The sequence below is a fragment of the Pseudoalteromonas sp. CuT4-3 genome, assembly GCF_035666335.1.
In the GTDB taxonomy this organism is placed as follows: domain Bacteria; phylum Pseudomonadota; class Gammaproteobacteria; order Enterobacterales; family Alteromonadaceae; genus Pseudoalteromonas; species Pseudoalteromonas atlantica.
This window is the reverse complement of the sequence record NZ_CP142030.1, coordinates 452,781-476,862: the sequence shown is the minus strand read 5'-3', so window position 1 is coordinate 476,862 and position 24,082 is coordinate 452,781. Positions and strand designations below refer to the sequence as shown.

General features: G+C 42.4%; 20 protein-coding genes. 3 read left to right on the top strand and 17 right to left on the bottom strand.

Translation table 11 applies throughout. The features are described from left to right. Nucleotides 1-28 precede the first annotated feature (28 nt). The 8 genes from iscA to prlC form a co-directional block, all read right to left on the bottom strand. Nucleotides 29-352 (bottom strand): iron-sulfur cluster assembly protein IscA, encoded by a 324-nt coding sequence (iscA, locus tag VOI46_RS02125; protein ID WP_004585773.1) that lies wholly within the window; start codon nt 350-352, stop codon nt 29-31. 9 nt (nt 353-361) lie between these two features. After that, on the bottom strand, nt 362-745 hold the full coding sequence (gene iscU / locus VOI46_RS02120; RefSeq protein WP_004585772.1) for a Fe-S cluster assembly scaffold IscU: 384 nt from the start codon (nt 743-745) through the stop codon (nt 362-364). Nucleotides 746-787: 42 nt separating this feature from the next. Continuing rightward, entirely contained in the window at nt 788-2,005 is a 1,218-nt protein-coding gene (locus VOI46_RS02115; protein ID WP_004585771.1) for an IscS subfamily cysteine desulfurase, read from the bottom strand. 25 nt (nt 2,006-2,030) lie between these two features. Continuing rightward, nucleotides 2,031-2,522 carry a Fe-S cluster assembly transcriptional regulator IscR gene (gene iscR / locus VOI46_RS02110; protein ID WP_004585770.1) on the bottom strand — a complete coding sequence of 164 codons (492 nt, stop codon included), beginning with the start codon at nt 2,520-2,522 and terminating at the stop codon, nt 2,031-2,033. 220 nt (nt 2,523-2,742) lie between these two features. Beyond that, a complete protein-coding gene (gene trmJ / locus VOI46_RS02105) occupies nt 2,743-3,471 on the bottom strand; it encodes a tRNA (cytosine(32)/uridine(32)-2'-O)-methyltransferase TrmJ (RefSeq protein WP_004585769.1) in 729 nt (242 codons plus the stop codon). A gap of 99 nt (nt 3,472-3,570) precedes the next feature. Beyond that, nucleotides 3,571-4,326 (bottom strand): class I SAM-dependent methyltransferase, encoded by a 756-nt coding sequence (locus VOI46_RS02100; protein ID WP_004585768.1) that lies wholly within the window; start codon nt 4,324-4,326, stop codon nt 3,571-3,573. Between the two features lie 50 nt (nt 4,327-4,376). Beyond that, nucleotides 4,377-5,558 carry a response regulator gene (locus VOI46_RS02095; RefSeq protein ID WP_004585767.1) on the bottom strand — a complete coding sequence of 394 codons (1,182 nt, stop codon included), beginning with the start codon at nt 5,556-5,558 and terminating at the stop codon, nt 4,377-4,379. A 131-nt stretch (nt 5,559-5,689) separates the two neighbouring features. Then, a complete protein-coding gene (gene prlC / locus VOI46_RS02090) occupies nt 5,690-7,741 on the bottom strand; it encodes an oligopeptidase A (protein WP_004585766.1) in 2,052 nt (683 codons plus the stop codon). Nucleotides 7,742-7,967: 226 nt separating this feature from the next. Here prlC and gorA point away from each other — a divergent pair, with 226 nt between their 5' ends. The 3 genes from gorA (at nt 7,968) to VOI46_RS02075 (ending at nt 11,271) form a co-directional block, all read left to right on the top strand. Continuing rightward, nucleotides 7,968-9,329 carry a glutathione-disulfide reductase gene (gene gorA / locus VOI46_RS02085; protein ID WP_004585765.1) on the top strand — a complete coding sequence of 454 codons (1,362 nt, stop codon included), beginning with the start codon at nt 7,968-7,970 and terminating at the stop codon, nt 9,327-9,329. 311 nt (nt 9,330-9,640) lie between these two features. Continuing rightward, the gene (locus VOI46_RS02080) at nt 9,641-10,225 is read left to right on the top strand and encodes a hypothetical protein (protein WP_232423957.1); all 585 of its coding nucleotides are present in this window, start codon (nt 9,641-9,643) and stop codon (nt 10,223-10,225) included. Between the two features lie 209 nt (nt 10,226-10,434). Next, entirely contained in the window at nt 10,435-11,271 is an 837-nt protein-coding gene (locus VOI46_RS02075; RefSeq protein WP_004585763.1) for a mechanosensitive ion channel family protein, read from the top strand. A gap of 50 nt (nt 11,272-11,321) precedes the next feature. Here VOI46_RS02075 and tldD read toward each other — a convergent pair whose 3' ends face one another. The 9 genes from tldD to VOI46_RS02030 form a co-directional block, all read right to left on the bottom strand. After that, nucleotides 11,322-12,761: a metalloprotease TldD gene (tldD, locus tag VOI46_RS02070; protein WP_004585762.1), complete on the bottom strand. Its 1,440-nt coding sequence runs from the start codon at nt 12,759-12,761 to the stop codon at nt 11,322-11,324. Beyond that, entirely contained in the window at nt 12,758-13,585 is an 828-nt protein-coding gene (locus tag VOI46_RS02065; protein WP_004585761.1) for a carbon-nitrogen hydrolase family protein, read from the bottom strand. Before VOI46_RS02065 ends, tldD begins: the two co-directional genes overlap by 4 nt. Then, nucleotides 13,582-17,439, bottom strand: a complete 3,858-nt coding sequence (locus VOI46_RS02060) for a YhdP family protein (RefSeq protein WP_324738137.1) — start codon at nt 17,437-17,439, stop codon at nt 13,582-13,584. Before VOI46_RS02060 ends, VOI46_RS02065 begins: the two co-directional genes overlap by 4 nt. Next, on the bottom strand, nt 17,439-18,911 hold the full coding sequence (gene rng / locus VOI46_RS02055; protein WP_004585759.1) for a ribonuclease G: 1,473 nt from the start codon (nt 18,909-18,911) through the stop codon (nt 17,439-17,441). Before rng ends, VOI46_RS02060 begins: the two co-directional genes overlap by 1 nt. 1 nt (nt 18,912) lies before the next feature. Beyond that, the gene (locus VOI46_RS02050) at nt 18,913-19,482 is read right to left on the bottom strand and encodes a Maf family protein (protein WP_004585758.1); all 570 of its coding nucleotides are present in this window, start codon (nt 19,480-19,482) and stop codon (nt 18,913-18,915) included. Continuing rightward, nucleotides 19,482-19,961: a rod shape-determining protein MreD gene (gene mreD, locus VOI46_RS02045; RefSeq protein WP_004585757.1), complete on the bottom strand. Its 480-nt coding sequence runs from the start codon at nt 19,959-19,961 to the stop codon at nt 19,482-19,484. Before mreD ends, VOI46_RS02050 begins: the two co-directional genes overlap by 1 nt. Then, nucleotides 19,954-20,796, bottom strand: a complete 843-nt coding sequence (gene mreC / locus VOI46_RS02040; RefSeq protein WP_004585756.1) for a rod shape-determining protein MreC — start codon at nt 20,794-20,796, stop codon at nt 19,954-19,956. The genes mreD and mreC overlap by 8 nt, the downstream gene beginning before the upstream one ends. Beyond that, a complete protein-coding gene (locus VOI46_RS02035) occupies nt 20,796-21,839 on the bottom strand; it encodes a rod shape-determining protein (protein WP_002958401.1) in 1,044 nt (347 codons plus the stop codon). Before VOI46_RS02035 ends, mreC begins: the two co-directional genes overlap by 1 nt. A 136-nt stretch (nt 21,840-21,975) precedes the next feature. Then, nucleotides 21,976-24,015 (bottom strand): formylglycine-generating enzyme family protein, encoded by a 2,040-nt coding sequence (locus VOI46_RS02030; protein WP_004585755.1) that lies wholly within the window; start codon nt 24,013-24,015, stop codon nt 21,976-21,978. Nucleotides 24,016-24,082 lie beyond the last annotated feature (67 nt).

Genomic DNA, 24,082 nt, shown 5'->3' with positions numbered 1-24,082 from the left:
CTTAAAAATACTACAAAGGTAGCTGAGCTTAAACAGTAAAGCTTTCGCCACAACCACACTCGTCGGCTTGGTTAGGGTTATTAAATTTAAACCCTTCATTTAAGCCTTCTTTGGTGTAGTCAAGCTCAGTGCCGTCGATGTAAACCAAGCTTTTAGCGTCAACAATTAAGGTAACGCCTTTAGCTTTAAAGGTTTCATCGTCTTCGTTAAGCTCATCAACAAACTCGAGTACATAAGCAAGACCTGAACAGCCCGTCGTTTTAATGCCAACGCGCAGGCCTAAACCTTTACCGCGGTTTGCTAAAAATGATTGTACGCGGTTTGCTGCCGCATCTGTCAATGTCACTGCCATGAATTTCTCTTACTTCGCTTGTTTGCTTTTGTAATCAGCAATTGCTGCTTGAATTGCATCTTCAGCTAAAATTGAACAGTGAATTTTCACTGGTGGTAATTCAAGCTCTGCACTGATATCAGTGTTTTTAATAGTTGATGCTTCGTCTAGTGTTTTGCCTTTCACCCACTCTGTTACAAGTGATGATGAAGCAATTGCACTGCCGCAACCGTATGTTTTAAATTTTGCATCTTCAATAACGCCTTCAGACGATACTTTAATTTGCAATTTCATTACGTCACCACATGCTGGTGCGCCAACCATACCCGTTGCCACTGACGGATCATTTTTGTCTAAAACACCAACGTTGCGTGGGTTTTCTACGTGGTCGATTACTTTATCACTATAAGCCATAATTCTATCCTCATTACCTGCTACGGTAGGTGCTCACTCGTATTAGTGGTGAGCCCATTCAACTGAATCTAAATCAACACCTTCTTGATGCATTTCCCATAAAGGAGACATCTCGCGTAGGCGACCGATAGAGTTTTTCATTAATTCAACGGTGTAATCAATTTCTTCTTCGGTAGTAAAACGGCCAATACTAAAACGAATTGAGCTGTGTGCTAGTTCGTCGTTACGGCCAAGTGCGCGTAGTACATATGAAGGCTCTAAGCTTGCTGATGTACACGCAGACCCTGATGATACCGCTATGTCTTTTACTGCCATAAGTAACGACTCACCTTCAACAAAGTTAAAGCTGATGTTTACAATACCTGGTACTGATTGGTCTTGTGCGCCGTTAAAGTATACTTCGTCCATATCAGCCATAATGCCGTCAATTAGGCGTTTACGTAATGCGCTGATGTGTGCGTGATCTTTTTCAAAATCTTGCTTAGCAATCCTAAATGCTGCACCCATACCTACTAGCTGATGAGTTGCAAGTGTACCTGAACGCATACCACGTTCATGGCCACCACCGTGCATTTGCGCTTCTAGGCGAGCACGTGGTTTACGACGAACGTAAAGTGCGCCAACACCTTTAGGGCCATATACTTTGTGGCCTGAGAACGACATAAAGTCAACTTTAAGCTGTTGTACGTCGATTAATACTTTACCTGCGCTTTGTGCTGCATCTACGTGGAACATAATTTTACGTTCGCGACACATTTCGCCAATAGTATTGATATCTTGAATTACACCTAGCTCGTTATTAACGTGCATAATGCTGACAAGAATAGTGTCGTCACGCATAGTTTCTTCAAGCTTTTTAAGATCTAACAGGCCGTTTTCTTCAACGTCCATGTAGGTTACTTCAAAGCCTTGGCGCTCAAGTTCACGACATGTATCGATTACTGCTTTGTGCTCAGTTTTAGCGGTAATAACGTGCTTACCTTTCTTTTTGTAAAACTGCGCTGCACCTTTAATTGCAAGGTTATTTGATTCTGTTGCGCCCGATGTGAAAACAATTTCACGCGGGTCGGCATTAATTAAATCGGCAATGTCTGTACGCGCTTGGTCAACTACTTCTTCAGCTTGCCAACCAAAACGGTGCGAACGTGACGCAGGATTACCAAAATTACCGTCCATTGTCAGGCATTGCATCATTTCTTTTGCAACACGCTCGTCAACAGGCGTGGTCGCTGCGTAATCTAAATAAATCGGTAACTTCATTTCTCTCTCCGCTGCAGGTCAACTTTTATAGTTGACAGCTTACTTGAATGTTTTCCAACTGCTTAATTGCATTATTGATGCTGTTATCTTGGCGAGATGCGATTTCTTTCACATCTGATTTTTCCACCAATTCAGCTAAGGTAATATTATTTAAAAACTCTTCGATACGTGCGCTTAAATCAGACCATAGGTTGTGAGTTAAACAACGCATACCGCTTTGACACCCGGTATCGGCACCTTGGCAACGTGTTGCATCTACCGATTCGTCTACGGCGCTAATTACATCGCCAACAGAGATAACCGCGGCTTCTCGGCCTAGCAAATAACCGCCACCAGGACCACGAACCGAGCTCACTAAGCCATTTTTACGTAAACGGGCAAATAATTGCTCAAGGTAAGACAAAGAAATTTCTTGTCTTTGTGAAATATCAGCAAGGGCAACAGGACCTACACTCGCATGTAGTGCAACATCCAGCATAGCTGTTACGGCATATCTGCCTTTTGATGTTAACTTCATAACGCCCCCCGCACAAAAGAGTGCAAATTTTAATTACCAGAGTAAAATAGTCAAGTATTATCACTTGATAAAAATTTGATTAAAGAACACTGTTCTATTAACAAATTTTTAATACCTGACCTTTTTGGTCAAGTATTAGGTGTATTGTAATTACTTGAGTGTTTTAGTCAAGTATTAGCTCGTTATTTACCCGCAGGTTTTTATAACCAATCGCTATACCTTACTTAGGAATAGATTTATTAATTGAGGTAAGAATACCGCGCAATATGTTTAGCTCTGCCTCTTCTGGGCGTGCACGGTTAAACAAACGGCGTAGCTTGGTCATTACTAAACCTGGATGCTGCTTAATAATAAAACCGGTGTTACCGAGCGTCTCTTCTAAATGTTCGTAAAATAACTCTGTTTGTTTTGAGCTTGGGTAAGCAGTCTCATCGTCTGCTTGCTCAGCCTTTGGCTGCTGATTTAAAAACGCCATACGTGTTTCGTAGCTTAGCGTTTGTACCGCCATAGCTAAATTAAGCGAGCTGTACTGTGGATTTGCAGGAATACATACATGGTAATTACACAGCTGTAGTTCTTCGTTAGTTAAACCGCTGTTTTCACGGCCAAATACAAGCGCTACAGGGCCGTTTACAGCCTCAGCAACTAGCTTTTCACCGCACTCACGTGGCTCAACCATAGGCCAAGACAGCGTGCGCGAACGAGCACTCGTACCAATAGTTAATGCACAGTCCGCAATGGCATCAGCCACGGTATCAACAATAACCGCATTGCCTAAAACATCAGTTGCACCGGCTGCTAAGGCGCTTGCATGGCTGTCTACTTCACAAGCAGGGTCCACTAAATACAGTTTTGATAAACCCATGGTTTTCATGGCGCGAGCCGCCGAACCAATGTTGCCAGAGTGTGAGGTATTAACTAAAACGATGCGAATATCATCTAAGATCATTGCTGTGCTACTTTACTATGCCAAAAAATTGTGCGAATTCTAACATAAAAGCGCGCTAAGATCCTAGATCCTTAAAGCCGATCAACACGCTAAATGCCGTTAAACCATGGCCGCTTTTACATACACATCAAAACGGTTCTTTTTTGTTTTAATTTGCATGCTGGGGGTTTGATTGTTTAAAAATGGGGCGTAATCGGGGCGTTTAACTACCACACGCTTACTGGCAAGTGGATAGGCAAATTCAAGTAAGTCATCGGCGTCGGTGTCTGCACCTACTAATGCCTGAAATACGCGCATTTCTTTTTTAACTAACGCTGATTTTTCTCGGTGTGGAAACATAGGATCTAAATACACTACATCGGGCATGCTCTCGCACTGCTCTAACAACGTGTGGCTTGAGCCAAACACTAAGCTCATATTTTGCTGCATCCACGAGCCAATCTCTGCATCTTCGTAAGCGCGTTTTAAGCCATCAAACAATAAAGCCGCTACCACGGGGTGGCGCTCATGCAGTATAACCTTGCAGCCAAGTGACGCTAGCACAAAGCCATCTCGGCCAAGCCCGGCAGTAGCATCAAGTACAACAGGGGTTGCGCCTTTATTTAACCCTACCGCTTTTGCGATTGATTGGCCTTTGCCGCCGCCAAACTTACGCCTATGAGCAACAGCACCTGTTACAAAGTCTACGTTTATTGCGCCAAGTTTAGGCTCATCGCTTTTTAAAAGGCTAAGGCCTTTATCGTCGTAATGCAGAGTAAAACCGCTACAACTTTGCGCCCATTGGGCTAAGTTAAAACGCGTTTCTAGCTCATTTAAATATGGGCGACACTCTTTAAAAGCACACTGAATAACCACTACACACTCCGACGAAAAATTTCAGCTGCAGTATAACAAGCGTTAAAGCACTAAAATAGCTCTATATCGCTTTGATGCGCAAGACTATGTGAGCTGGCCTCCTCTACTTTAGAGCGTAAGTTGCACAATAATTCGTTGCGGCTCTCGGTCACTTGTTTAAGCTGGTACTTTATAAACGCTAAATCACTATTTGCGGTTACTAGCAGCTGCATAGTTTCGTCTAATTGCGACATGTATAAAGTTAAATCAGCAGGATTGGCGTGTGCTTGTGTTTGCTTAATTGCACAGTTAAGTTCATGAAGCTGCTCTATAAACTGCCTTGTGTAGTCGTTTTGTACAACATTTTGGCTGGTAAGCTGCTTTACTATATCTTGCAAAGCAGTGCTAATTTGGGTGGCTTGTTCAAAGCTATTTTCGTTTCTTTCCATAGCAACGACCTTTTCGTTTGTCACTTCGAGTATGTGCGGGAATAAGTCTTTATAACGGCCGTATAAAGCACGATTATCAGCCGGCATATTTTTAATTAATAAAGATATTTTGGGGTAGTTAATAATGGTGCTGTTACCAATATCAACAAATCGATTGGCATTACGGTGCTGCTCTAAAAGCTCCTGCTCAAGCGGGCATACACCACTTTCTAGACTATAAAAATAGCTCCCCCCCTGATACCAAAACACAATAACCACGTCTAAATTAAACGGGCTAAAAAAGGCAAGCAAGTGCTCGCTTAATGACTGAAAGTTATGAGAGTGATAGCTTTGCCCCACAAACCTAACAATACGCCCCATATCTCCCGACTCCGCCAAAGCCATTGCGGCGGTATCTTGCGCTTTAGCTACATCAAATTTTAGCTTTTCACACTGCTGCCGGTACTCATAAAGCACTTTAATGCGTGCCATTAGCTCTTCGGTGTTGAAGGGTTTTATGATGTAGTCAGACGCGCCTACGCTGTAGCCTTTTACTCTATCGTTAAGCTCCACCTTAGAGGATAAAAACATAACGGGTATATCGTGTGTTGACTCATCTTCTTTTAGTGCTTGGCATACTTGGTAGCCGGATTTACCGGGCATTTCTATATCAAGTAAAATTATGTCGGGCGTGTGCTTTTTGGCTAGCTTAAGTCCTTGTTCGCCATCTTTAGCGTGAATAAGCTTACAAAAGCCCGCTAAAGCCTCTTCAATAATTCGATGAACATACAAATCGTCATCAATCGTTAGTACCAACTTTGCCATGCCCTAGTCCATTTTGCTGCGTATACACAAAGCATAGTACGGGAGGTTAAAATTACTAAAAACAATTGGCCAATATATTAAAAAACATAAAAAAAGCGCCATATAGGCGCTTTATAAGGTTAAGTAGTTGTTTATGCAGCTATACCACTGTGACGCAGTAGCGCATCAACATTTGGCTCGCGACCTCGGAACTTTTTAAATAACTCCATAGGTTCTTCACTGCCGCCTTTTTCTAAAATATTTTCTAAGAAGGCTTTACCTGTTTCGGCGTTAAAAATACCGTCTTCTTCAAATTTAGAAAATGCATCTGCAGAGAGTACCTCAGCCCATTTGTACGAGTAGTAACCGGCGCTGTAGCCACCTGCAAAAATATGACTAAAGCCATGTTGAAAACGATTAAACTCAGGCGGGTTAACCACCGACGTGCGGCTACGTACGTCGTTTAAAATTGCTTGAATTTGGCACTCTTGGTTTGCCTGGTAGTCGTGGTGGATTCTAAAATCGAACAATGAAAATTCAATCTGACGCAGCATTTGCATGCCAGAATTATAGTTTTTAGCGGCCAGTAGCTTATCAAGTAGCTCTTTTGGTAATGGCTCACCACTTTCAAAGTGGCCTGAAATAAAGCTCAGCGCTTCTTCATCGTAACACCAGTTTTCTAAAAATTGGCTTGGTAGTTCTACGGCATCCCATGCAACGCCGTTAATACCAGCAACAGGAGCAGCATCAACTTGGGTAAGCATGTGGTGTATACCATGGCCAAATTCGTGGAAAAGCGTGGTTACTTCGTCATGTGTAAATAGCGCTGGTTTGTCGCCTACCGCTTTATTAAAGTTACACACTAAGTATGCCACGGGTGTTTGCAATTCGCCGCTGGCGCGCACTTTACGCCCCATACAGTCATCCATCCATGCACCGCCACGTTTGCGCTCGCGTGCATATAGATCAAGATAAAAACGACCGCGCAATGTGTTACTGCTATCAAAAATTTCAAAAAAGCGAACATCGCTGTGGTAGCTATCAAAGTCGCTTACTTCTTTTACCTTAATACCAAAAAGGCGGTTAACGGTTTCAAATAAACCGCTAAGTACTTTATCTGCAGGGAAGTAAGGGCGCAGTACTTCATCTGAAATTGCGTATTTTTCTTGCTTGAGCTTTTCGCTGTAGTAACCAAAATCCCATGCTTGAAGCTCAGTAATACCATGGTGTTGCTCAGCATAGGCTTTTAGTTCTGCCACTTCTTGCTCTGCTTGAGGCTTAGACTTAGCAGCTAAATCTTCTAAAAATGAGAAAACTTGCGCTGGCGACTCAGCCATTTTAGTTGCTAATGATTTTTCAGCGTAGTTATTAAACCCTAACAGCTGCGATAGCTCATGGCGTAGTGCAAGCTCTTCTTTCATAATGGCTGAGTTATCAAACTCACCCGCATTAGGGCCTTGATCTGAAGCGCGCGTACAAAATGCCGTGTAGGTTTCTTTGCGCAGTTCGCGGTCATCTGCATAGCTCATTACCGGTAAGTAAGACGGAAAATCAAGCGTAAATACCCAGCCGTCTAAACCTTTGCTTTTAGCAGTTTCGCTAGCAAGCGCTAATGCCGACTCTGGCAAGCCTGCCAATTGGCTTTCATCGGTAATGTGTTTATGCCATGCAAGCGTTGCATCCATTACGTTGTTGCCAAATTTAGAGGCAAGTTCAGATAAACGCGTGCTAATTTCGCCGTAGCGCTTTTGATCTTCTGCTGATAATGCAATGCCTGAAAGTTTAAAATCACGTAGGGCGTTGGTGATGGTTTTTTGCTGCGCAGTGCTGAGTGTTTTAAATTCATCGCTGTTATAAAGCGCATTATACGCTTCGTACAGGCCTTGATGCTGCCCGACAAATGTTGAGTACTCAGATATAAGTGGTAAACATTGCTCGTAGGCTTCACGCAGCTCGTCGTTATTCATGACTGAATTAAGGTGCGATACTGGTGAAAACATACGCGAGAGTTTATCGTCGGCTTCTTCAAGGGGTAATACTAAATCGTTCCATGTAAACGAGCCTTTCGCTAACACGTCATCTATGGCTTTACGACATTGCTCTATACCGTGCTTTAGTGCCGGTACTACGTACTCTGGCTTTATTTTTGAAAACGGGGGTAAGCCTTCTAGGCCAATGAGTGGATTTGTTTGTGCTTCGCTCATGAATTTTCTCAATTTAATTGACTATGAATTTGAAGTTGGGGCAAAACGGTGAAATACAAGCCTCCATTAATGGGTCTAATATAGCTTAGGATGAAACTGATCGGCATAATAAACAATTTCGTTTGTTGTATTTATCAGCTTTTTAGCGCGCCGCGCTGGGTGACTTGCACTTAGCATATGCTATCATCGGCACATTATAGTTAAATATATTTTTTGAGGATAAAACATGGCTCAGCATTTTGATTACATTGCGATTGGTGGTGGTAGTGGCGGTATTGCCTCTGCTAACCGTGCGGCAATGCGTGGCGCTAAAGTAGCGCTTATCGAAGCAAAACACATGGGTGGCACCTGTGTTAATGTAGGCTGTGTGCCTAAAAAAGTAATGTGGCATGGCGCACAAGTTGCTGAAGCAATTAACTTATACGCACCTGATTACGGCTTTAACGTAGAAGTAAAAGACTTTAACTGGAGCAAACTCGTTGAGAGCCGCGAAGCGTACATTGGTCGCATTCATAAAGGATACGACAACGGTTTAGCGAACAATGGCGTAACTGTAATTAATGGTTTTGCTAAATTTGTTGATAGCAAAACCGTAGAAGTAAACGGCGAGCATTACACGGCCGATCATATTTTGATTGCAGTAGGTGGACGTCCGCATACTCCTAATATCCCAGGTGCTGAGTACGGTATAGACTCAAATGGCTTTTTTGAATTAACAGAGCAGCCAAAGCGAGTAGCGGTAATTGGCGCAGGCTACATTGCTGTAGAACTTGCCGGTGTACTGCATGGTTTAGGCACAGAAACTCATTTATTTGTACGCAGACACGCGCCGCTTCGTAATTTTGATACGCTACTGGTTGAAACCCTAGTAGAGATCATGAAAAAAGAAGGCCCAACACTGCATACCGAATGCTCGCCTAAAGAAATTGTTAAAGAAAGCGATGGTAGCTTAACCATTCATTTTGAAAATGGTTACAGCCAAAATGTTGACCAAGTAATTTGGGCTATTGGCCGCGAGCCAAGCACCGATGTAATTAACATTGCAGCAGCAGGGGTTGAACTAAATAGCTCTGGTTATGTAAAAGTAGATGAATATCAAAATACAAACATACCTGGTATTTATGCTGTGGGCGATATTATTGAGCACGGTATAGAACTTACGCCTGTCGCTGTTAAAGCCGGCCGTACCCTATCAGAGCGTTTATTTAATAAAGACCTACCTGATGATTTAAAAATGGATTACAGCCTTGTACCTACTGTGGTATTTAGCCACCCACCTATTGGTACTATTGGTGAAACCGAGCAAGAAGCTATTGCTCGCCACGGTGAAGAAAATGTAAAAGTGTACAAGTCTGGCTTTGCCGCTATGTACACAGCAGTTACACAACACCGCCAACCGTGTGCAATGAAGCTTGTATGCGTAGGCCCTGAAGAAAAAGTAGTTGGCTTACACGGTATTGGTTTTGCCGTTGACGAAATGATTCAAGGCTTTGCTGTTGCTATGAAAATGGGCGCAACTAAAGCTGATTTTGATGCCGTTGTTGCTCTGCACCCTACAGGCTCAGAAGAGTTTGTGACGATGCGCTAAGCAAATTCTGCTTATAACGTTAAAAACCCTTACTATGTTTTAGTAAGGGTTTTTTATGCTTAACGCATTTAACCCTATGCAGCACAACTAATTAACTCAACTTATTACAAAAAACACATCATAAATACATAAATTAAAAACATAACCAATTAATTTAACAGCAAAAACTTAGACCGATAAATTTATAAAAAGTTTCTATAATGTTTTGGCTTTTAGCTATTTTTATAATTAAACTGCCGCGCATTGTTTTCTATTTGAGCTTTTATATGTTTTTACTGCGATCTTTTATTTACTTATTATGCTTAGCAGGTGTGGCTTTTTTAATTCAGCTTGAAGGTTTTGATTTACAGCAAAATGCACTTTACAGTGAAGAAACACTAACCGAACACATGCAAGATATTTTAACGTTTTTAAGTTGTATGCTGTTTTTCTGCGCCTCACGTATTCACTCTGATCTTAAAATAGCTGCGCTGTTACTGGCTGCTTTGTCGGCTGCTATGTTTGTTAGAGAATTTGACACCTACCTAGATATGTATGTATTTGATGGCGCATGGCAAGCAATTGTATATACGCTATTAGCGAGCGTACTACTTTACTTAAAAGCCCAACGAGGCTTTATTTACAGCTCGTTAAAAGCCTATGCGCAAACACCGAGCTATGGTATTTGTCTATCTGGCTTAGTGACCTTACTCGCTTTTTCGAGAATGATGGGCAAGGGCGAGTTTTGGCACTCAGTTATGGGAGAACAATACGTTCGGGTCGTTAAAAATATTATTGAGGAAGGCATAGAAACCCTAGGTTACACACTTATTTTTATCGCTGCCATTGAGCTTGTATTGTTTTGCCAAAAACACGCTAAACACACGCAGGTCTCTATTACAGAGCAAACAGCCTAGCTGCTAAGTAATACCGGTTTAATTAAGTATTAGCCATTCTAGCGTGCAAAATAAAGCGCTAATAGGGTTATCACGCTATTCAGCTATTGCTATAAATGGCTCATAACTTAATACAATTGGTATAAGTGATTTTATGTAGCTTAAATTTGCTAATTGGTTTGATTACTCAATATACTTAGCGTGCCTATTGCTACTCGTATTTGGAAGTTATGATTAAAGACATACTCATGCACCCTTTTTTAGTTTCTGTGCTCGTGCTTGCCATTGCATTTGTGCTTAAAGTACTGGTTGATAAACTAGCAAGAAACCGCGCAGAAAAAAAAGAAAAAGACATTCGTTACATCACTCATAACATTAAGCACTTTATTAATTTTGTTATGGTGCTGTCGCTGCTATTTGTATGGTCGACCGAAATACAAAATTTTGCGCTGTCTATTGCTGCGTTTGCAGTGGCTATAGTGCTTGCAACACGCGAGTTTATACAATGCGTTATAGGCTTTTTTTACCTGGTTACCACCCGCCCATTTAGAGTAGGTGATTGGATACAAGTGGGTGACTATTTTGGCGAAGTAGCCGAAACAGACTGGGTAAAAACCACCATGCATGAAATAGACATGCACACTTATCAGTTTTCGCGCAAAACAATTTATATACCAAATAATAAGCTGATCACCAGCTCAATTAAAAACCTTAATTATGTAAAGCGCTTTGTTACTCATCATTTTACTATTGTACGCAGAGAGAGCTTTAACCCTTATGTTATTCATGACGAGTTAGTCAATCAGGCAAAACTATACTGCGAAGAGTTTCACGATCTAGCAACACGTTATAATTCGATGATAGAGCGTAAACTCGATGCCAAAATTTCGGGTCCGGCACCGGTTATTCACTTTGGCACTACAGAGCTTGGTGAGTTTAAAGCAAGCTTTACGCTATTTTGCCCAACCAACAAAGCGCTTGAAATAGAGCATAAATTAACTGAGTGTTTTATGGCTTTGTGGTACGAACAGGCGAAGAAGAACAAAGAAGAGCAAAGCGAGGCGTAAACCTCGCATTGGTAACCTATAAAGCGCGAATTGCTTCGCGCTTTATTGTTTTATGCGGTACCACCTACTGTAAGTTGGTCTATTTTAAGGCTTGGCTGACCTACCCCTACAGGAACGCTTTGGCCATCTTTACCGCAGACACCTACGCCTTTATCAAGGGCTAAATCGTTGCCTACCATAGAAATATGCTGCATCACCTCTGGGCCATTGCCAATCAGTGTTGCACCTTTAATTGGCTGGGTAATTTTACCGTTTTCAATTAAATACGCCTCTGATGCGCTAAATACAAACTTACCTGAAGTAATATCTACTTGGCCGCCACCAAAGTTTGGTGCAAATACCCCTTTTTTAACTGAGCTTATAATATCGACTTGGCTATGCTCGCCCCCTAACATGTAGGTGTTGGTCATACGCGGCATAGGTAAATGCGCATACGACTCACGACGTGCATTACCCGTTGGGTTTACACCCATTAAACGCGCATTGAGCTTATCTTGCATGTAACCTTTTAAAATACCGTTTTCGATAAGTACGTTATAAGCTGCAGGTGTGCCTTCATCGTCAACGTTAAGTGAACCACGGCGATCGGCTATGGTGCCATCATCAACGACTGTACACAGCTCAGACGCTACTTTTTGCCCCACTTTACCGCTAAATGCCGAAGCTCCTTTACGGTTAAAGTCGCCTTCAAGGCCATGGCCTACCGCTTCGTGTAGCAACACGCCAGGCCAGCCATTGCCTAACACAACTTCCATTGTGCCAGCTGGTGCATCAATTGCCTCTAAGTTTACTTTAGCTTGGCGTACAGCTTCTTCGGCAAAGCCCATCCAACGTGGCTTGCCTTCAACTAGTTCTTTAAAGTAACCATAATCTAAGCGTGCGCCGCCCCCTGCACCACCGCGCTCACGGCGGCCATTTTTTTCAAGTAAAACGGAGCAGTTTAAACGAATAAGCGGGCGTATATCGGTAGCAAACGTGCCATCGCTGGCAGCAATTAACACTTCTTCGTATACAGCCGACATTGAACTAATTACTTGCTCAGCATCAGGGGCGAGTTCGCGTATGTAGTTTTCAAGCTCACGCAATAAACTCACTTTATCGCTGTCACTCATGCTTGATATTGGCTGATGCGGGGCAAATTGCTCTTTTGCTTTCACATCGCTAAATACTTTAATGGTTTTATCTTCGCCTGCATCGGCAATGCTACGAGCTGCCGTTGCGGCTTTGTTTAACGCTTCAAGGTTAATGGCATCAGAGTAAGAAAATCCTGTTTTTTCACCACAAACGGCACGCACACCTACTCCGCGCTCAACATTGTACGAGCCTTCTTTTACTAAGCCGTCTTCAAGCACCCATGACTCATGATGGCTTGATTGAAAGTATAAATCGGCGTAATCCACTTTGTGCTGATGAATATACCCAAGCGTTTTTTCGAGTTCTTCTCGATTTAGCTGGCTGTCGTGTAATAAATGCTGTTCAACCGAATTCATAATAAATGCTCTCTAAATCGTTGATGAGATTGCACGGGCATATCTCTTCTAATTTTATTTAACTGGTTTAGGTCGGCGTAACCGCTTATAAACCCTACCCCACTTTCAAGCGTTGCTATTTGCTCGCCCCATGGTGAAATAATAATACTGTGGCCGTATGTTTGGCGGCCATTTTGATGTGTTCCATACTGCGCAGCTGCAATAACGTAACACTGCGTTTCTATTGCGCGTGCTTTTAATAAGGGTTGCCAATGTACTTGCCCTGTAGGGACTGTAAAAGCACTGGGCACTAAAATTATTTCAGCCCCTTGGCGCGTAAGTGCGCTAAATAATCCGCTAAAGCGCAAATCATAACATACTGTTAAGCCAATTTTACCAAACGGTGTAGCAACAACCACCACATCATCGCCTGCTTGAGTAAAGTCTGACTCTCGATAGCTGGCGGTTTTATCGGCCACATCAACATCAAATAAATGCATTTTATTGTACGTGGCTACGCATTCACCTTGGCTATTAAATAAGTGCGAGGCCGCAAAGTATTTATTATTTTTGTGTGGCTCAGGGATAGTGCCCGCATTTAACCAAATATTATGCTTTTTACACAATGCACTTAATTGCTGCTTATAGTGTGTAATACGTTTAGCAACCGCTAGCGTATCATGGCCACTTTTACTAAATACTAAAAACGCCTCGGGTAAACATACAAGCATTGGCCTGGCTGCGGGGAGTTTATTTAACGCCTCGCCAAGGGTTGCCATGTTTTCGTCGGGGTTGGTGCCTGAGCACATTTGCAAAGCAATTATATTAGCGTTTAGCGTACTCATTGTGTTGCTGTTACCGCGGCATCTTTAAGTGTGAGAGTACTGGCCGCTTGCGGCTGATTTTGTGCAGCTTGCGGTAAGGTAACTTCTTTACTTTTACGCTCAAGCTCTTGTACCACAGGGTCATTCATTTTGCCGGTTACTTTAAAGTTAATTTCGGAGATCACCCTTGCTGAGTGAATAACCTTATCAAGCGCTAAAGCGGCAAGCCCTGTGACGGGATTAACCATCCAAGCCACAATAACCGGAATACTAGATGTTACTTGCGGTGCCACTGCTAAATCGTAATCTATTTCAAGGGTGTTTAAATTAGCATAGCCGTTAATCGTTAAATCGGCTGGCACGCCATCCATTTTGGTATCTTTTGTGTAGGCTATACCTTTATCTAGCTGCATAGAGCCTTTTAAGCTGTTGTAAAAAAAGCCTTTTGAAAATACATCTCTAAAATCGAGTTTTAATTTACGCACTAGCGAGTCAAGGCTAAGTAACGAAAACACACGTGCCCCACCATCACTTATTTCAGCAATGTGGCCTTCGCCTAAATCCCACTTAACTTCACCGCCCAAACTTGGTATATCAAAGTTATACGGGGCGCCTTGCCAAGCAAGGTTGTAGTTAATATCGGCTTTTGAGTCTTTTATTGCGGTGGTGATATCAAATTCATCAAATAGCGCGCCTATATCGTCACTTTTAAGTTCACCATTAAATTGCGTAAAGCCACCTTGCCATTGCCCTTTGGTACGTAAAATATGGTCGCCCTTATCAACCACAAGCTCAGAAATAGTGAGCTTGTCGCCTTCACCGACCAGCGAAGCGCTCACTTTATCAAGCTGATAACTTGCCACTTTACAATCTGCACATTCAAATTCAATGGCAGGTACTGTGTTAAGCCACGCTAGGTTTTGCTCTGGCAGTACATCGGTGATCTCAAGATCTTCTTCTACTTTAGGTGCAAAGTTAAGTCTTAAGTAATCGCTATTTATACGTATCGGCTGGCTTGGCTGAGAGTTGGGAATAAACACGTCAGCACGCAGCTCTTTGGCATTAAGCTTTAAATATAAGTCGTTTTGCTGGGGCGCTAAGCGCATTTCAAAATCGTTAAAAATAATGTCGCTAGCATTAACCTTGTCAATATGCGCAACCACTTCATTTAATGGCGGCATAATACCCTCAGACTGCTGGTCTGGCTTAGCTTGAGCGGCTTTAATTATTTGGTCTATTAATTCAAACCATGCTTCTAGTTGCGTTTGTTCAAGGTTAATATTAACGCTTAAATCTTTTTGATTTAGCCCTAAATCTTGCTCACCAAGAACAATATGCATATTACTAAATTGCGGCTGACCGTTTTCTAAAATCGCATTAAAATATAGCTGCTGATTAGCATTAGCCGTAATAAGATTTGAAATATCATCGCCTTGCACTATGCCCGTTAACGGCCAAACCTGTTCACTTGTTTTGCCATAGGGCGCTGGTAGCGTGCTCGTTAACCCTAGTAGCTCTGAGCTTACCTGAGCGCGGTAATTAAATCCTTGCTCAGTAAAATTAAGTGCAAGGCCTATATCAACTTCACTTTGCCCACTCAGGTACCCTTTCAGTACACCTTGCGCCTGGGTTATTAGTGTATCTGCATTTAGTAACGCCGTTATATCAATATTAGCGGTGTACTGCTGTGCTTCGCTTGCACTATTATAGTTAATGCTAAGCGGCATACCCAACCATGTAGCGCTGGCGTTTTGCATGCTAATTGTATCGTTTTCAAAGCTGAGCTCGCCGCTTAGTTTTTCAAGCGCAATGCCTGGGGCCGCAATATAAACAGGCAAATCGTTTAGTTTTACTTTGCCGCTGACACTGGCTCCACCTTTAAATTTAGAGCCAATTAAAAGAGTTACGCTTGCATCGGCTTGACCTTTACCTTGCACCACTTCAAAAATATTGGCCAGTGGGTTTGCAATCGGGGTGGCTGCAAAAAAGTCATGCAGTTTTTCCATTTGCGCGCGTTTATCTATTTGTACAATGAGTTCATCAGCGTGCATTAAATCGGCAATACTCACTTGCACGCTATCGCCTACTTCTAAATTAACTAACTGGCCTTGCTGGCTATAAATATCCATTCGCTCGTTGGCAAAATGCAGCTGCACATTGGCGTTAGTTACTGCCGGCCAATTGGGGTCAAACGCGTACGTTGCATTATCTATTTGCGCGAGTACATCAAATTGGCCGCTGCCATCGGTGAAAGGAAAACCCGAAAGCGGACCTGCAAATAATACTTGCGCCTTAGCTACTTCGCCCCCTTTTATTGCACCGTTTAAGTAGCTTACAAGTTGAGGGCTCATTGCCTTTAACGGAAAGTAGTGCCCAGCTACTGTGGCATCCTCTGCATAGGCTTCTGCGTATAGATCTAAGCGAGGATGGTCGCTAAGGCTTACATTTAACTCAGCCGCTAAGGTAACTTCGTTATTATCAAACCAAATATTATTACTGCTTACATTCCAGTAATTATCTGTTTTTGCTAAATCCAGATCGATATTAATTTGGTTGTAATCAATATTTTTACTGAAGCTGTCGCCGGTTATTAAAGTCCCGTTTTCGCCAAATAGCTGCACTCGCCCGCGCTGCTGATTTATAAGCCCCGAGACTCTAAGCGCCTGCGCTGCAGGAATACCAGACACTTCTTGCCAGCCAATATTATTAGCTGAAAACCATAACTGCCATTGCTCATCTGGATTAAGTTCTAGGTAGGCTTGATCGATAAAACCACTTGGTTTGCGGTTTAAAAGTGGCTGTAATGCTTCAAAATTAGTTAACGACGCCAAGTTACTCAGTAAAGAAAGATCAACCTGCTGCAGCCACACTTTATTTTGCTTACCTAAGTTTGCCTCAAATTCTAGACTTGGCCAGGTTGTGTCGTTATTACTAAATGTTAGGCCCGTGCTTTTTAAGTGCCAAGCGTTTGCCTCAGGAAATAAATGAACCCCCCCTTCGCTTAAGCTTACTTGTTTAGCTTGTTGGTTGTTTTGCCAGTGCACAAAGCTAGGTAACCACTGCATTTTTACATCGCTGATAAAACCATTTTCGAGCTTAAGCCAAGACTTTAAGTTTATGTCGGTGTAAAGCTGTTGTTTTTCAGTATTAATATATTGCGCCAACCAATTAGACACATCTACGCTATTTGCTTGAACGTAAATATCACCCGCAATTTGCTCTATAGTTTTGCCACTAAGCGCGATACGTGCGTCAAAGCTACCCACACTAATGCCGGGCAAGGCGAGGCTGCCGCTTCCTAAATGTTGTTCATCTTGGTTTTGCCATACTATGTTTTCGAGTAATAGCTTGCGCTCTCTACCGTCTTCTAAAATGAAATTAATACTCGAATTTTCAATAGCAAAATGCCCTGCATCTCCTAAAAATAGCTCTTCAATTAGCTCTTTTTGTTCAAACGAAACATCATCGTTATTAGTGTTATTAAATAAATTTTGAATATTTACACTGGTATGAAAGCCATTAATAACAAAGTAATTAGACTTTAACTGAAAGGCTTTAATGCTCTCCCATAGGTTAAGTTCTAAGCTTGTTTTGGCAATAGTGAGCGATATAGGCGCAGTTTCGTTATCCTTAAAGGAGAGCTCTTCTAATACCAAGGCAGGGCCGGCGCCATGCCAACTGGCAGAGATTGCGCCTATAGAAAGACTAATGGCAAATTTATCGTGCAGGTAGGTTTCTATATCGCCTTTGTAGTCGTTTGCATAAGGTAAGGTGTACTTTAAAATAGAAACAATCACGGCCAGTAATACTAAAATTATGGCGCAGGTTTGCCATAACTTTCTAAAACAAAAAAAACAGACCGCTTTCGTTTTCATTACATCATTACCACATCAAACTGCTCTTGGCTGTATAGGCTCTCTGTTTGAATATTGACCTGCTTACCAATAAATAGTTCAAGTTCGGCAAGGTTATGATACTCATCATTGAGTAAGGCTTCACTTACTGCAGGCGCCGCATACACCATGAATTTATCGGCATCGTAGGCACGATTAACGCGCACTATTTCGCGCAGTATTTCATAGCATACGGTTTCGACTGTTTTTTGTGAGCCACGTCCAGAGCAAGCCGGACACACATCACACAAAATATGCTCAAGGCTTTCGCGGGTGCGCTTACGGGTCATTTCTACTAAGCCTAATGCGCTTAAGCCGTTTATGTTGGCTTTTGCACGGTCTTTAGATAGTGCTGACTCTAGAGAATGTAATACTCTGCGTTTATGATCTTCGCTGATCATATCGATAAAATCGATAATAATAATACCGCCTAGGTTACGCAGGCGTAGCTGCCTAGCAATGGCTGATGTGGCTTCCACATTGGTATTAAAAATGGTTTCTTCTAAATTACGATGCCCTACAAACGCACCTGTATTCACATCAACTGTGGTCATCGCTTCGGTTTGGTCGATAATTAAATAGCCGCCCGACTTAAGCGTGACTTTACGATGCAATGCTTTTTGAATTTCGGTTTCAACGTCAAATAAGTCAAAAATTGGGCGCTCACCTGGGTAATACTCAAGTGCTTGCGAAAGCAAAGGCACAAACTCTTCAGTAAACAGCTTTAGCTCTTGATAGGTTAGCTTAGAGTCAACCCTAATGCGCTCCATATCTTCACCTACGTAGTCGCGCAGGGTTCTAAATGCAAGCGTTAAGTCTTCGTGTAATATACTGGCTTTATTGGTTTTTTTACGACGTGATACAATTTTTTGCCATAGTTTTCGTAAAAATTCAGCATCGTGTCTTAGCTCCGCTTCACTGGCGCCCTCTGCCGCTGTACGAACAATAAAACTGCCATTATCGTCGCCGTATTCTGCCACTATTTTTTTAAGTCGCGCACGCTCTTCTTCGGTTTCAATACGCTGACTAACACCTACATGCGTAGCGTCTGGCATAAACACTAAATAGCGCGAAGGGATAGTGATATCGGTAGTAAGCCTTGCTCCTTTAGTGCCTAGTGGGTCTTTAACCACTTGCACCATAATGTACTGGCCTTGGCGTACTAGCTCACGTATGTCTTGTACTTTTTTAATCGGCTCGTCGTCTACACCCTCAACTATTGAGGCGCTATTGACTATGTCTGATGCATGTAAAAAAGCGGCTTTTTCTAGGCCTATATCAACAAAAGCAGCTTGCATGCCTGGCAGTACGCGGCTTATTTTTCCTAAGTAAATATTGCCTACAATACCTAGGTTGCCTATACGCTCTAGTTGAATTTCTTGTAATACACCGTTTTCGATTAGGGCAACACGGCTTTCACTTGGCGTGACATTTATTAGTAATTCTGTACTCATGTTACCTTCTTAAGAATGCTTGTAATAATTGTTCGGTCTCGTATAAAGGTAAGCCTACAACAGCAAAATAGCTACCCGCAATGTGTGTAACAAAGCGACCACCTAAACCTTGAATGCCATAACCACCGGCTTTATCTTGTGGCTCGTTTGACTCCCAATAGCTATTTATTTCTTCATCGCTGAGGGTTTTAAAGGTCACAGATGTACTCACTACACAACTTAGTACATCTGTTTGTGTAGCAAAAGCAACGGCAGTAAGTACTTGATGTGTATTACCAGATAAACGTTTAAGTGTTGTTATGAAATCGTTTTTATCGCGTGGTTTACCCAACGATTCGTTATCAATAACAACCACAGTATCGCTACCAAGCACTGGGCGGTCTGTGTAACCAAGCGCTACGCCTGTTTGCGCTTTTAAGCGGGCTAAGCGCTCAACCAATGCATGAGGCTGCTCGTTTGCAAGTGGGGTTTCGTCTGCATCTACACTAAATTGTTCAAACTCAATGCCTAACTGACTCAACAACTCTTTACGTCGCGGGGAGGCTGATGCCAAATATACTGCGGTTGTCATTACCTGATCCTAAAATGTCTACGGTATTTGCGAAGAAGTAAAAAGACCCAAAACCAGCTGACCATACCGGTCGCCACTGGCCACAGGTATTGTGGATTAAAATAAACACCTAATAAAAAGTGATTTAACCAAAATTGCATTAGGTGATACAAGGTTAAAAATAAGCCCACTAATAAGCTTTGCTGCCAAAGCGAAAAGTTACGTATTTTTTGAAAGTTACTTGCGGTCACAAATATACAAATAGAATACGTGAGTGAGTTAACTCCTAATGGCGAGCCTAAGGCTAAGTCCATGAGTAGGCCAACAACCCACGCGGTACCAATATTTAATCTATGCGGCACTGCCAGCGACCAGTACATTAATACCAGTAACACCCAATCAGGTCTGAAGGGCTCAAACGAAAAAGGCAGTGGCATTAATGCCATAATTAAAGCAAAAAAGATGCTTAGGGCAATTAACAATGAATAACGATTAATCATCGCTGATTTGCTCCTGTTGATTGCGCCATAAAATAACCAACAAACGAATACGGTCTAGCTGTGCAATAGGCTCTGCAAATACTTGAGCAAATGGGCGCCCTTCATCGCGGTTTATTTCGGTGACAACGGCCACCGGATAACCTTCAGGAAACGTCCCCCCAAGCCCCGAGGTCACGAGTACATCGCCAATGCGCACATCAAGGCTATGAGGTACATGCGAAAGCTTAACAACGTTAATTTTACCTATGCCTTCGACTACCGTGCGTACGTCGTTTCGTAGTATGCGTACCGGCGTAGCATGGGTTGTGTCGGTCATTAGTAGCACGCGTGAAGTGGTAGAGCCTACTTTTGTTAATTGACCAACAGCCCCCATTTCATCAATTACGGCTTGGCCTTCGCTTAGGCCGTCGGTGGTACCGCGGTTAATAACCACTTGATGACTATAAGGGTTTGAATGTACAGAAAGTACTTGGGCTATTTTTTTACGATTAGATTGCTTAGCTGATGAGCCAAGTAAAGCACGTAGCTTTTGGTTTTCGCGGGCTAAAAATTGGTATTGCTGCAATTGCTCGCTTTGTAGCATTTGCTTTTTTTTCAGCGCTTCGTTTTCACTCAGTAACTGATCGCGGGTATGCAGGCTTTTAGCACCTAAGCTAAATATTTCGTAAGGTAGGTTGGCAACGTAAATTAATGGGCTGACAAGTGTATTAAGGCTTGTACGTACAACCGTGCCGCCTTGTGTAAACTTATCGCCCGCAATGAGCACTATGCTCAAAAGCACTGCGACAAAAAGTCGCAGTTGCAAAGAGATGGTTTGTCCAAACAGTAATTTCATTAATCGTAACTAAAAACGTCACCACCATGAACATCAATCATTTCAAGGGCTTTACCGCCGCCACGTGCTACACACGTAAGTGGATCATCGGCAACAACCACAGGAATGCCTGTTTCTTCCATTAATAAACGATCTAAATCTTTTAATAGCGCACCACCGCCAGTCAGAACCATACCGTGAGCTGAAATATCTGATGCAAGCTCAGGTGGAGACTGCTCAAGTGCAACCATTACGGCACTTACAATGCCCATTAGCGGCTCTTGGAGTGCTTCTAAAATTTCGTGCGAGTTAAGTGTAAATGAGCGAGGAACACCTTCGGCTAAGTTACGACCGCGTACTTCAATTTCAATTGGTTCGTCAGTTTTAAAAGCAGAGCCTATTTGATGTTTAATATTTTCAGCCGTTGCTTCACCAATTAGGCTACCAAAGTTACGGCGTACATAATTAATAATGGCTTCATCAAATTTATCGCCACCAATACGCACAGACGATGAGTAAACAACACCGTTTAGTGAAATAATAGCAACTTCGGTAGTACCACCACCAATATCAACAACCATAGAACCAGTTGCTTCTGATACTGGTAGCCCAGCACCAATTGCTGCGGCCATTGGCTCTTCAATTAGGTACACTTCGCGCGCGCCGGCACCCATTGCTGATTCGCGGATTGCACGCTTTTCTACTTGGGTTGCACCACACGGTACACAAATAAGTACACGCGGGCTTGGGCGCATAAAGTTATTGTTGTGCACTTGTTTTATAAAGTGTTGTAACATTTTTTCGGTTACATAAAAGTCGGCTATTACGCCATCTTTCATTGGGCGAATCGCTTTAATATTACCCGGTGTACGCCCTAGCATTTGTTTTGCTTCTGTACCCACAGAAGCAACACTTTTAGGTCCACCAGCGCGTTCTTGACGAATAGCTACAACTGAAGGTTCGTTAAGTACAATACCTTCTTCTTTTACATAGATAAGGGTATTGGCTGTACCCAAGTCGATCGATAGATCGTTTGAAAAAATACCACGGAGTTTTTTAAACATGAGGCTGGATGACCTTTGAAATACGTTCTTATGTTAGCTGCACTCACTTTAACATGCCTAATTAGATGAGCAATATAAAGCGCAACTACCTTTGTTAATTTGTGAAAAAAGGAAGCTAGGCTTCCTTGGTTAAATGCTATCGTTCGCGGACTAAGCGAAAGCCAATGTAGTTAGATCTAAAATCTGGCGCTAAAATTAATCGTGTTGAAGCACGTGCAAGGCTTGGTGCAAAGTTCCACGCTCCGCCTCTTACTGCAACATCAGATTCGCCTGACTCTTTAGCTGTCCATTCCCACACATTGCCTACGGTGTCGTATAATCCAAATGCGTTAGGAGAAAAAGAACCCACCGGTGCTGCACGTTTGTTTGACCATTCGCTACCACACCAACCACAGTTAGCTAAATTTTTACCTATTTCGTTACCCCAAGGGTATTCTGTTTCTGTACCTGCGCGAGCGGCGTATTCCCATTCAACTTCATTAGGTAAACGGTACTGCTGCCCAGTTTCGCCAGAGAGCCATTCGGCGTACGCTTTCGCGTCGTTAAATGTTAAACACACAGCAGGAAAATCGCTGCTTTGCTCAAAACCTGGGTTACGCCAGTTTAAATTAGCTTCCCATACGGGTTCGCCATTTAAATAATAAGCACACCCTTTGCTTTGCTCTGCTTGTGTTTTATACCCAGTACTTGCTACAAACGCTTCATAGGCACCTACGGTAACCTCTTTGGTTTGCATAGCAAATGAGCTGGCTATCACTTTTTCAATAACCGGGCGTTCATTTGCTAAACCATTGCCGTTAATATCACCCATCTTAAATTTACCAGCGGGCACAACTACAACATTATTTTGTACATCAGCAGAGCGATTAGTGCTTGCTGTACGACTTACAGGTTTTGGTTGCTCGCGAGTGTAAGCCGGTGCAGCAATCGACTCAGACTTTTTTACTAAATTAGCATGAATAGTCTGTGCTTTAGTTAAATCAACTCTTACTTTGTAAGGCTTATAACCTAATTTACGTATTTCTACGTTATGCACACCACGCGGTAAACGCGTAACTAAACGCGTAGAGCCAAAGCTCACCCCATCAATAAACACTTCATCATCGTAAACATTTGAACGTAAAGTCAACTCAACTTGCTGATTTTTCTCTTTATTTATAATTGATGGATAGTTTTTTTTTGTAGGTGCAGCTTTCACTGAATAATCGCGCACTGGCTGATTGTTCATTCGCGATACAGACACAGTGTCGGTATTATCCGCGGCGTTGCTGAATGTTAACTGACTATCAGAGTAGGTTGTACCGTAACCAGGCTGATAAGCTGTCGCGAGTGGCGAGCCATATTCAGAACAATAACGGTTATCTACGTTTAATAAGTTACATAGGCGGCTGCTGTTTACTTCGCCGCGCATGGTTACGCTTAAGTTAACGTTGTAATTGCCTTGTCCACTAAATGCACTGTTAACTACATGGCTACTTAAAATTTGTACTTGTGCGCCTGCCATGTTGCGTTTTGGTTCAACAATTCGCTCTTCTGTTAAATTAGCAAATATTTGATCAACAAAGCGCTTAGTGGCTTTTTGTAAACCCATTTGCTGGCCGCGTTGCTCACAAGCTGCGAGCGTTTCGGTACGCTTACAGTTAATTGTGTGGTTTACTTCAAGTGTACCTTCGCGGGTAAACTCATTACGTAAACGCTCTACTCGGGCTGTAGTTAATTGCTCTTTTAAGCTTTCTAAGGTGTTTAAAAGCGTATGTTTTGCAACACGAATTTGCTCTATATCTTTACGATGAGATGCAATTGCCGCCAACTGCATTGAGATGTCGTCTTTATTTTGCTTATGATCAACCACGGCTTTTTGATAGCGCGATTGGGCAGCACTAATATCAAGCGTAGGATCGTCAATTAAGCGGCGATACATTTCGTTCATCGCATCAAGTGCTTGGTTTTTCTCTTTATCAAGCTCTGTAGAGCGAGAACGAAGTAGTTCAAGTTGGTTTTGTAACTGACTTTCTTCTTTTAAGTGTTTTTCAAGTATTTGTGTCGAGTTATCGTATTCTGTTTGTTTAATACTAATCTCTGATTCAATTCCGGTTACTGTTGCTGTGTCTTGTGCAAATGCACTACTAGCTAACAAACTAGCGGAAATTAACAGAGATAAAGGAGCAATTCGCATATATTCCAGTCCCAAAAAGCGGCAATTATTTGGTCGTTATTATTGTTTATTAGAGTGTACTCACTTT

Excerpts from the sequence above, each read along its gene's own strand:
- iscA (WP_004585773.1), bottom strand. The coding sequence starts at position 352 with ATGGCAGTGACATTGACAGATGCGGCAGCAAACCGCGTACAATCATTT.
- iscU (WP_004585772.1), bottom strand. The coding sequence starts at position 745 with ATGGCTTATAGTGATAAAGTAATCGACCACGTAGAAAACCCACGCAAC.
- VOI46_RS02115 (WP_004585771.1), bottom strand. The coding sequence starts at position 2,005 with ATGAAGTTACCGATTTATTTAGATTACGCAGCGACCACGCCTGTTGAC.
- iscR (WP_004585770.1), bottom strand. The coding sequence starts at position 2,522 with ATGAAGTTAACATCAAAAGGCAGATATGCCGTAACAGCTATGCTGGAT.
- trmJ (WP_004585769.1), bottom strand. The coding sequence starts at position 3,471 with ATGATCTTAGATGATATTCGCATCGTTTTAGTTAATACCTCACACTCT.
- VOI46_RS02095 (WP_004585767.1), bottom strand. The coding sequence starts at position 5,558 with ATGGCAAAGTTGGTACTAACGATTGATGACGATTTGTATGTTCATCGA.
- prlC (WP_004585766.1), bottom strand. The coding sequence starts at position 7,741 with ATGAGCGAAGCACAAACAAATCCACTCATTGGCCTAGAAGGCTTACCC.
- gorA (WP_004585765.1), top strand. The coding sequence starts at position 7,968 with ATGGCTCAGCATTTTGATTACATTGCGATTGGTGGTGGTAGTGGCGGT.
- VOI46_RS02075 (WP_004585763.1), top strand. The coding sequence starts at position 10,435 with ATGATTAAAGACATACTCATGCACCCTTTTTTAGTTTCTGTGCTCGTG.
- tldD (WP_004585762.1), bottom strand. The coding sequence starts at position 12,761 with ATGAATTCGGTTGAACAGCATTTATTACACGACAGCCAGCTAAATCGA.
- VOI46_RS02065 (WP_004585761.1), bottom strand. The coding sequence starts at position 13,585 with ATGAGTACGCTAAACGCTAATATAATTGCTTTGCAAATGTGCTCAGGC.
- VOI46_RS02060 (WP_324738137.1), bottom strand. The coding sequence starts at position 17,439 with ATGAAAACGAAAGCGGTCTGTTTTTTTTGTTTTAGAAAGTTATGGCAA.
- rng (WP_004585759.1), bottom strand. The coding sequence starts at position 18,911 with ATGAGTACAGAATTACTAATAAATGTCACGCCAAGTGAAAGCCGTGTT.
- VOI46_RS02050 (WP_004585758.1), bottom strand. The coding sequence starts at position 19,482 with ATGACAACCGCAGTATATTTGGCATCAGCCTCCCCGCGACGTAAAGAG.
- mreD (WP_004585757.1), bottom strand. The coding sequence starts at position 19,961 with ATGATTAATCGTTATTCATTGTTAATTGCCCTAAGCATCTTTTTTGCT.
- mreC (WP_004585756.1), bottom strand. The coding sequence starts at position 20,796 with ATGAAATTACTGTTTGGACAAACCATCTCTTTGCAACTGCGACTTTTT.
- VOI46_RS02035 (WP_002958401.1), bottom strand. The coding sequence starts at position 21,839 with ATGTTTAAAAAACTCCGTGGTATTTTTTCAAACGATCTATCGATCGAC.
- VOI46_RS02030 (WP_004585755.1), bottom strand. The coding sequence starts at position 24,015 with ATGCGAATTGCTCCTTTATCTCTGTTAATTTCCGCTAGTTTGTTAGCT.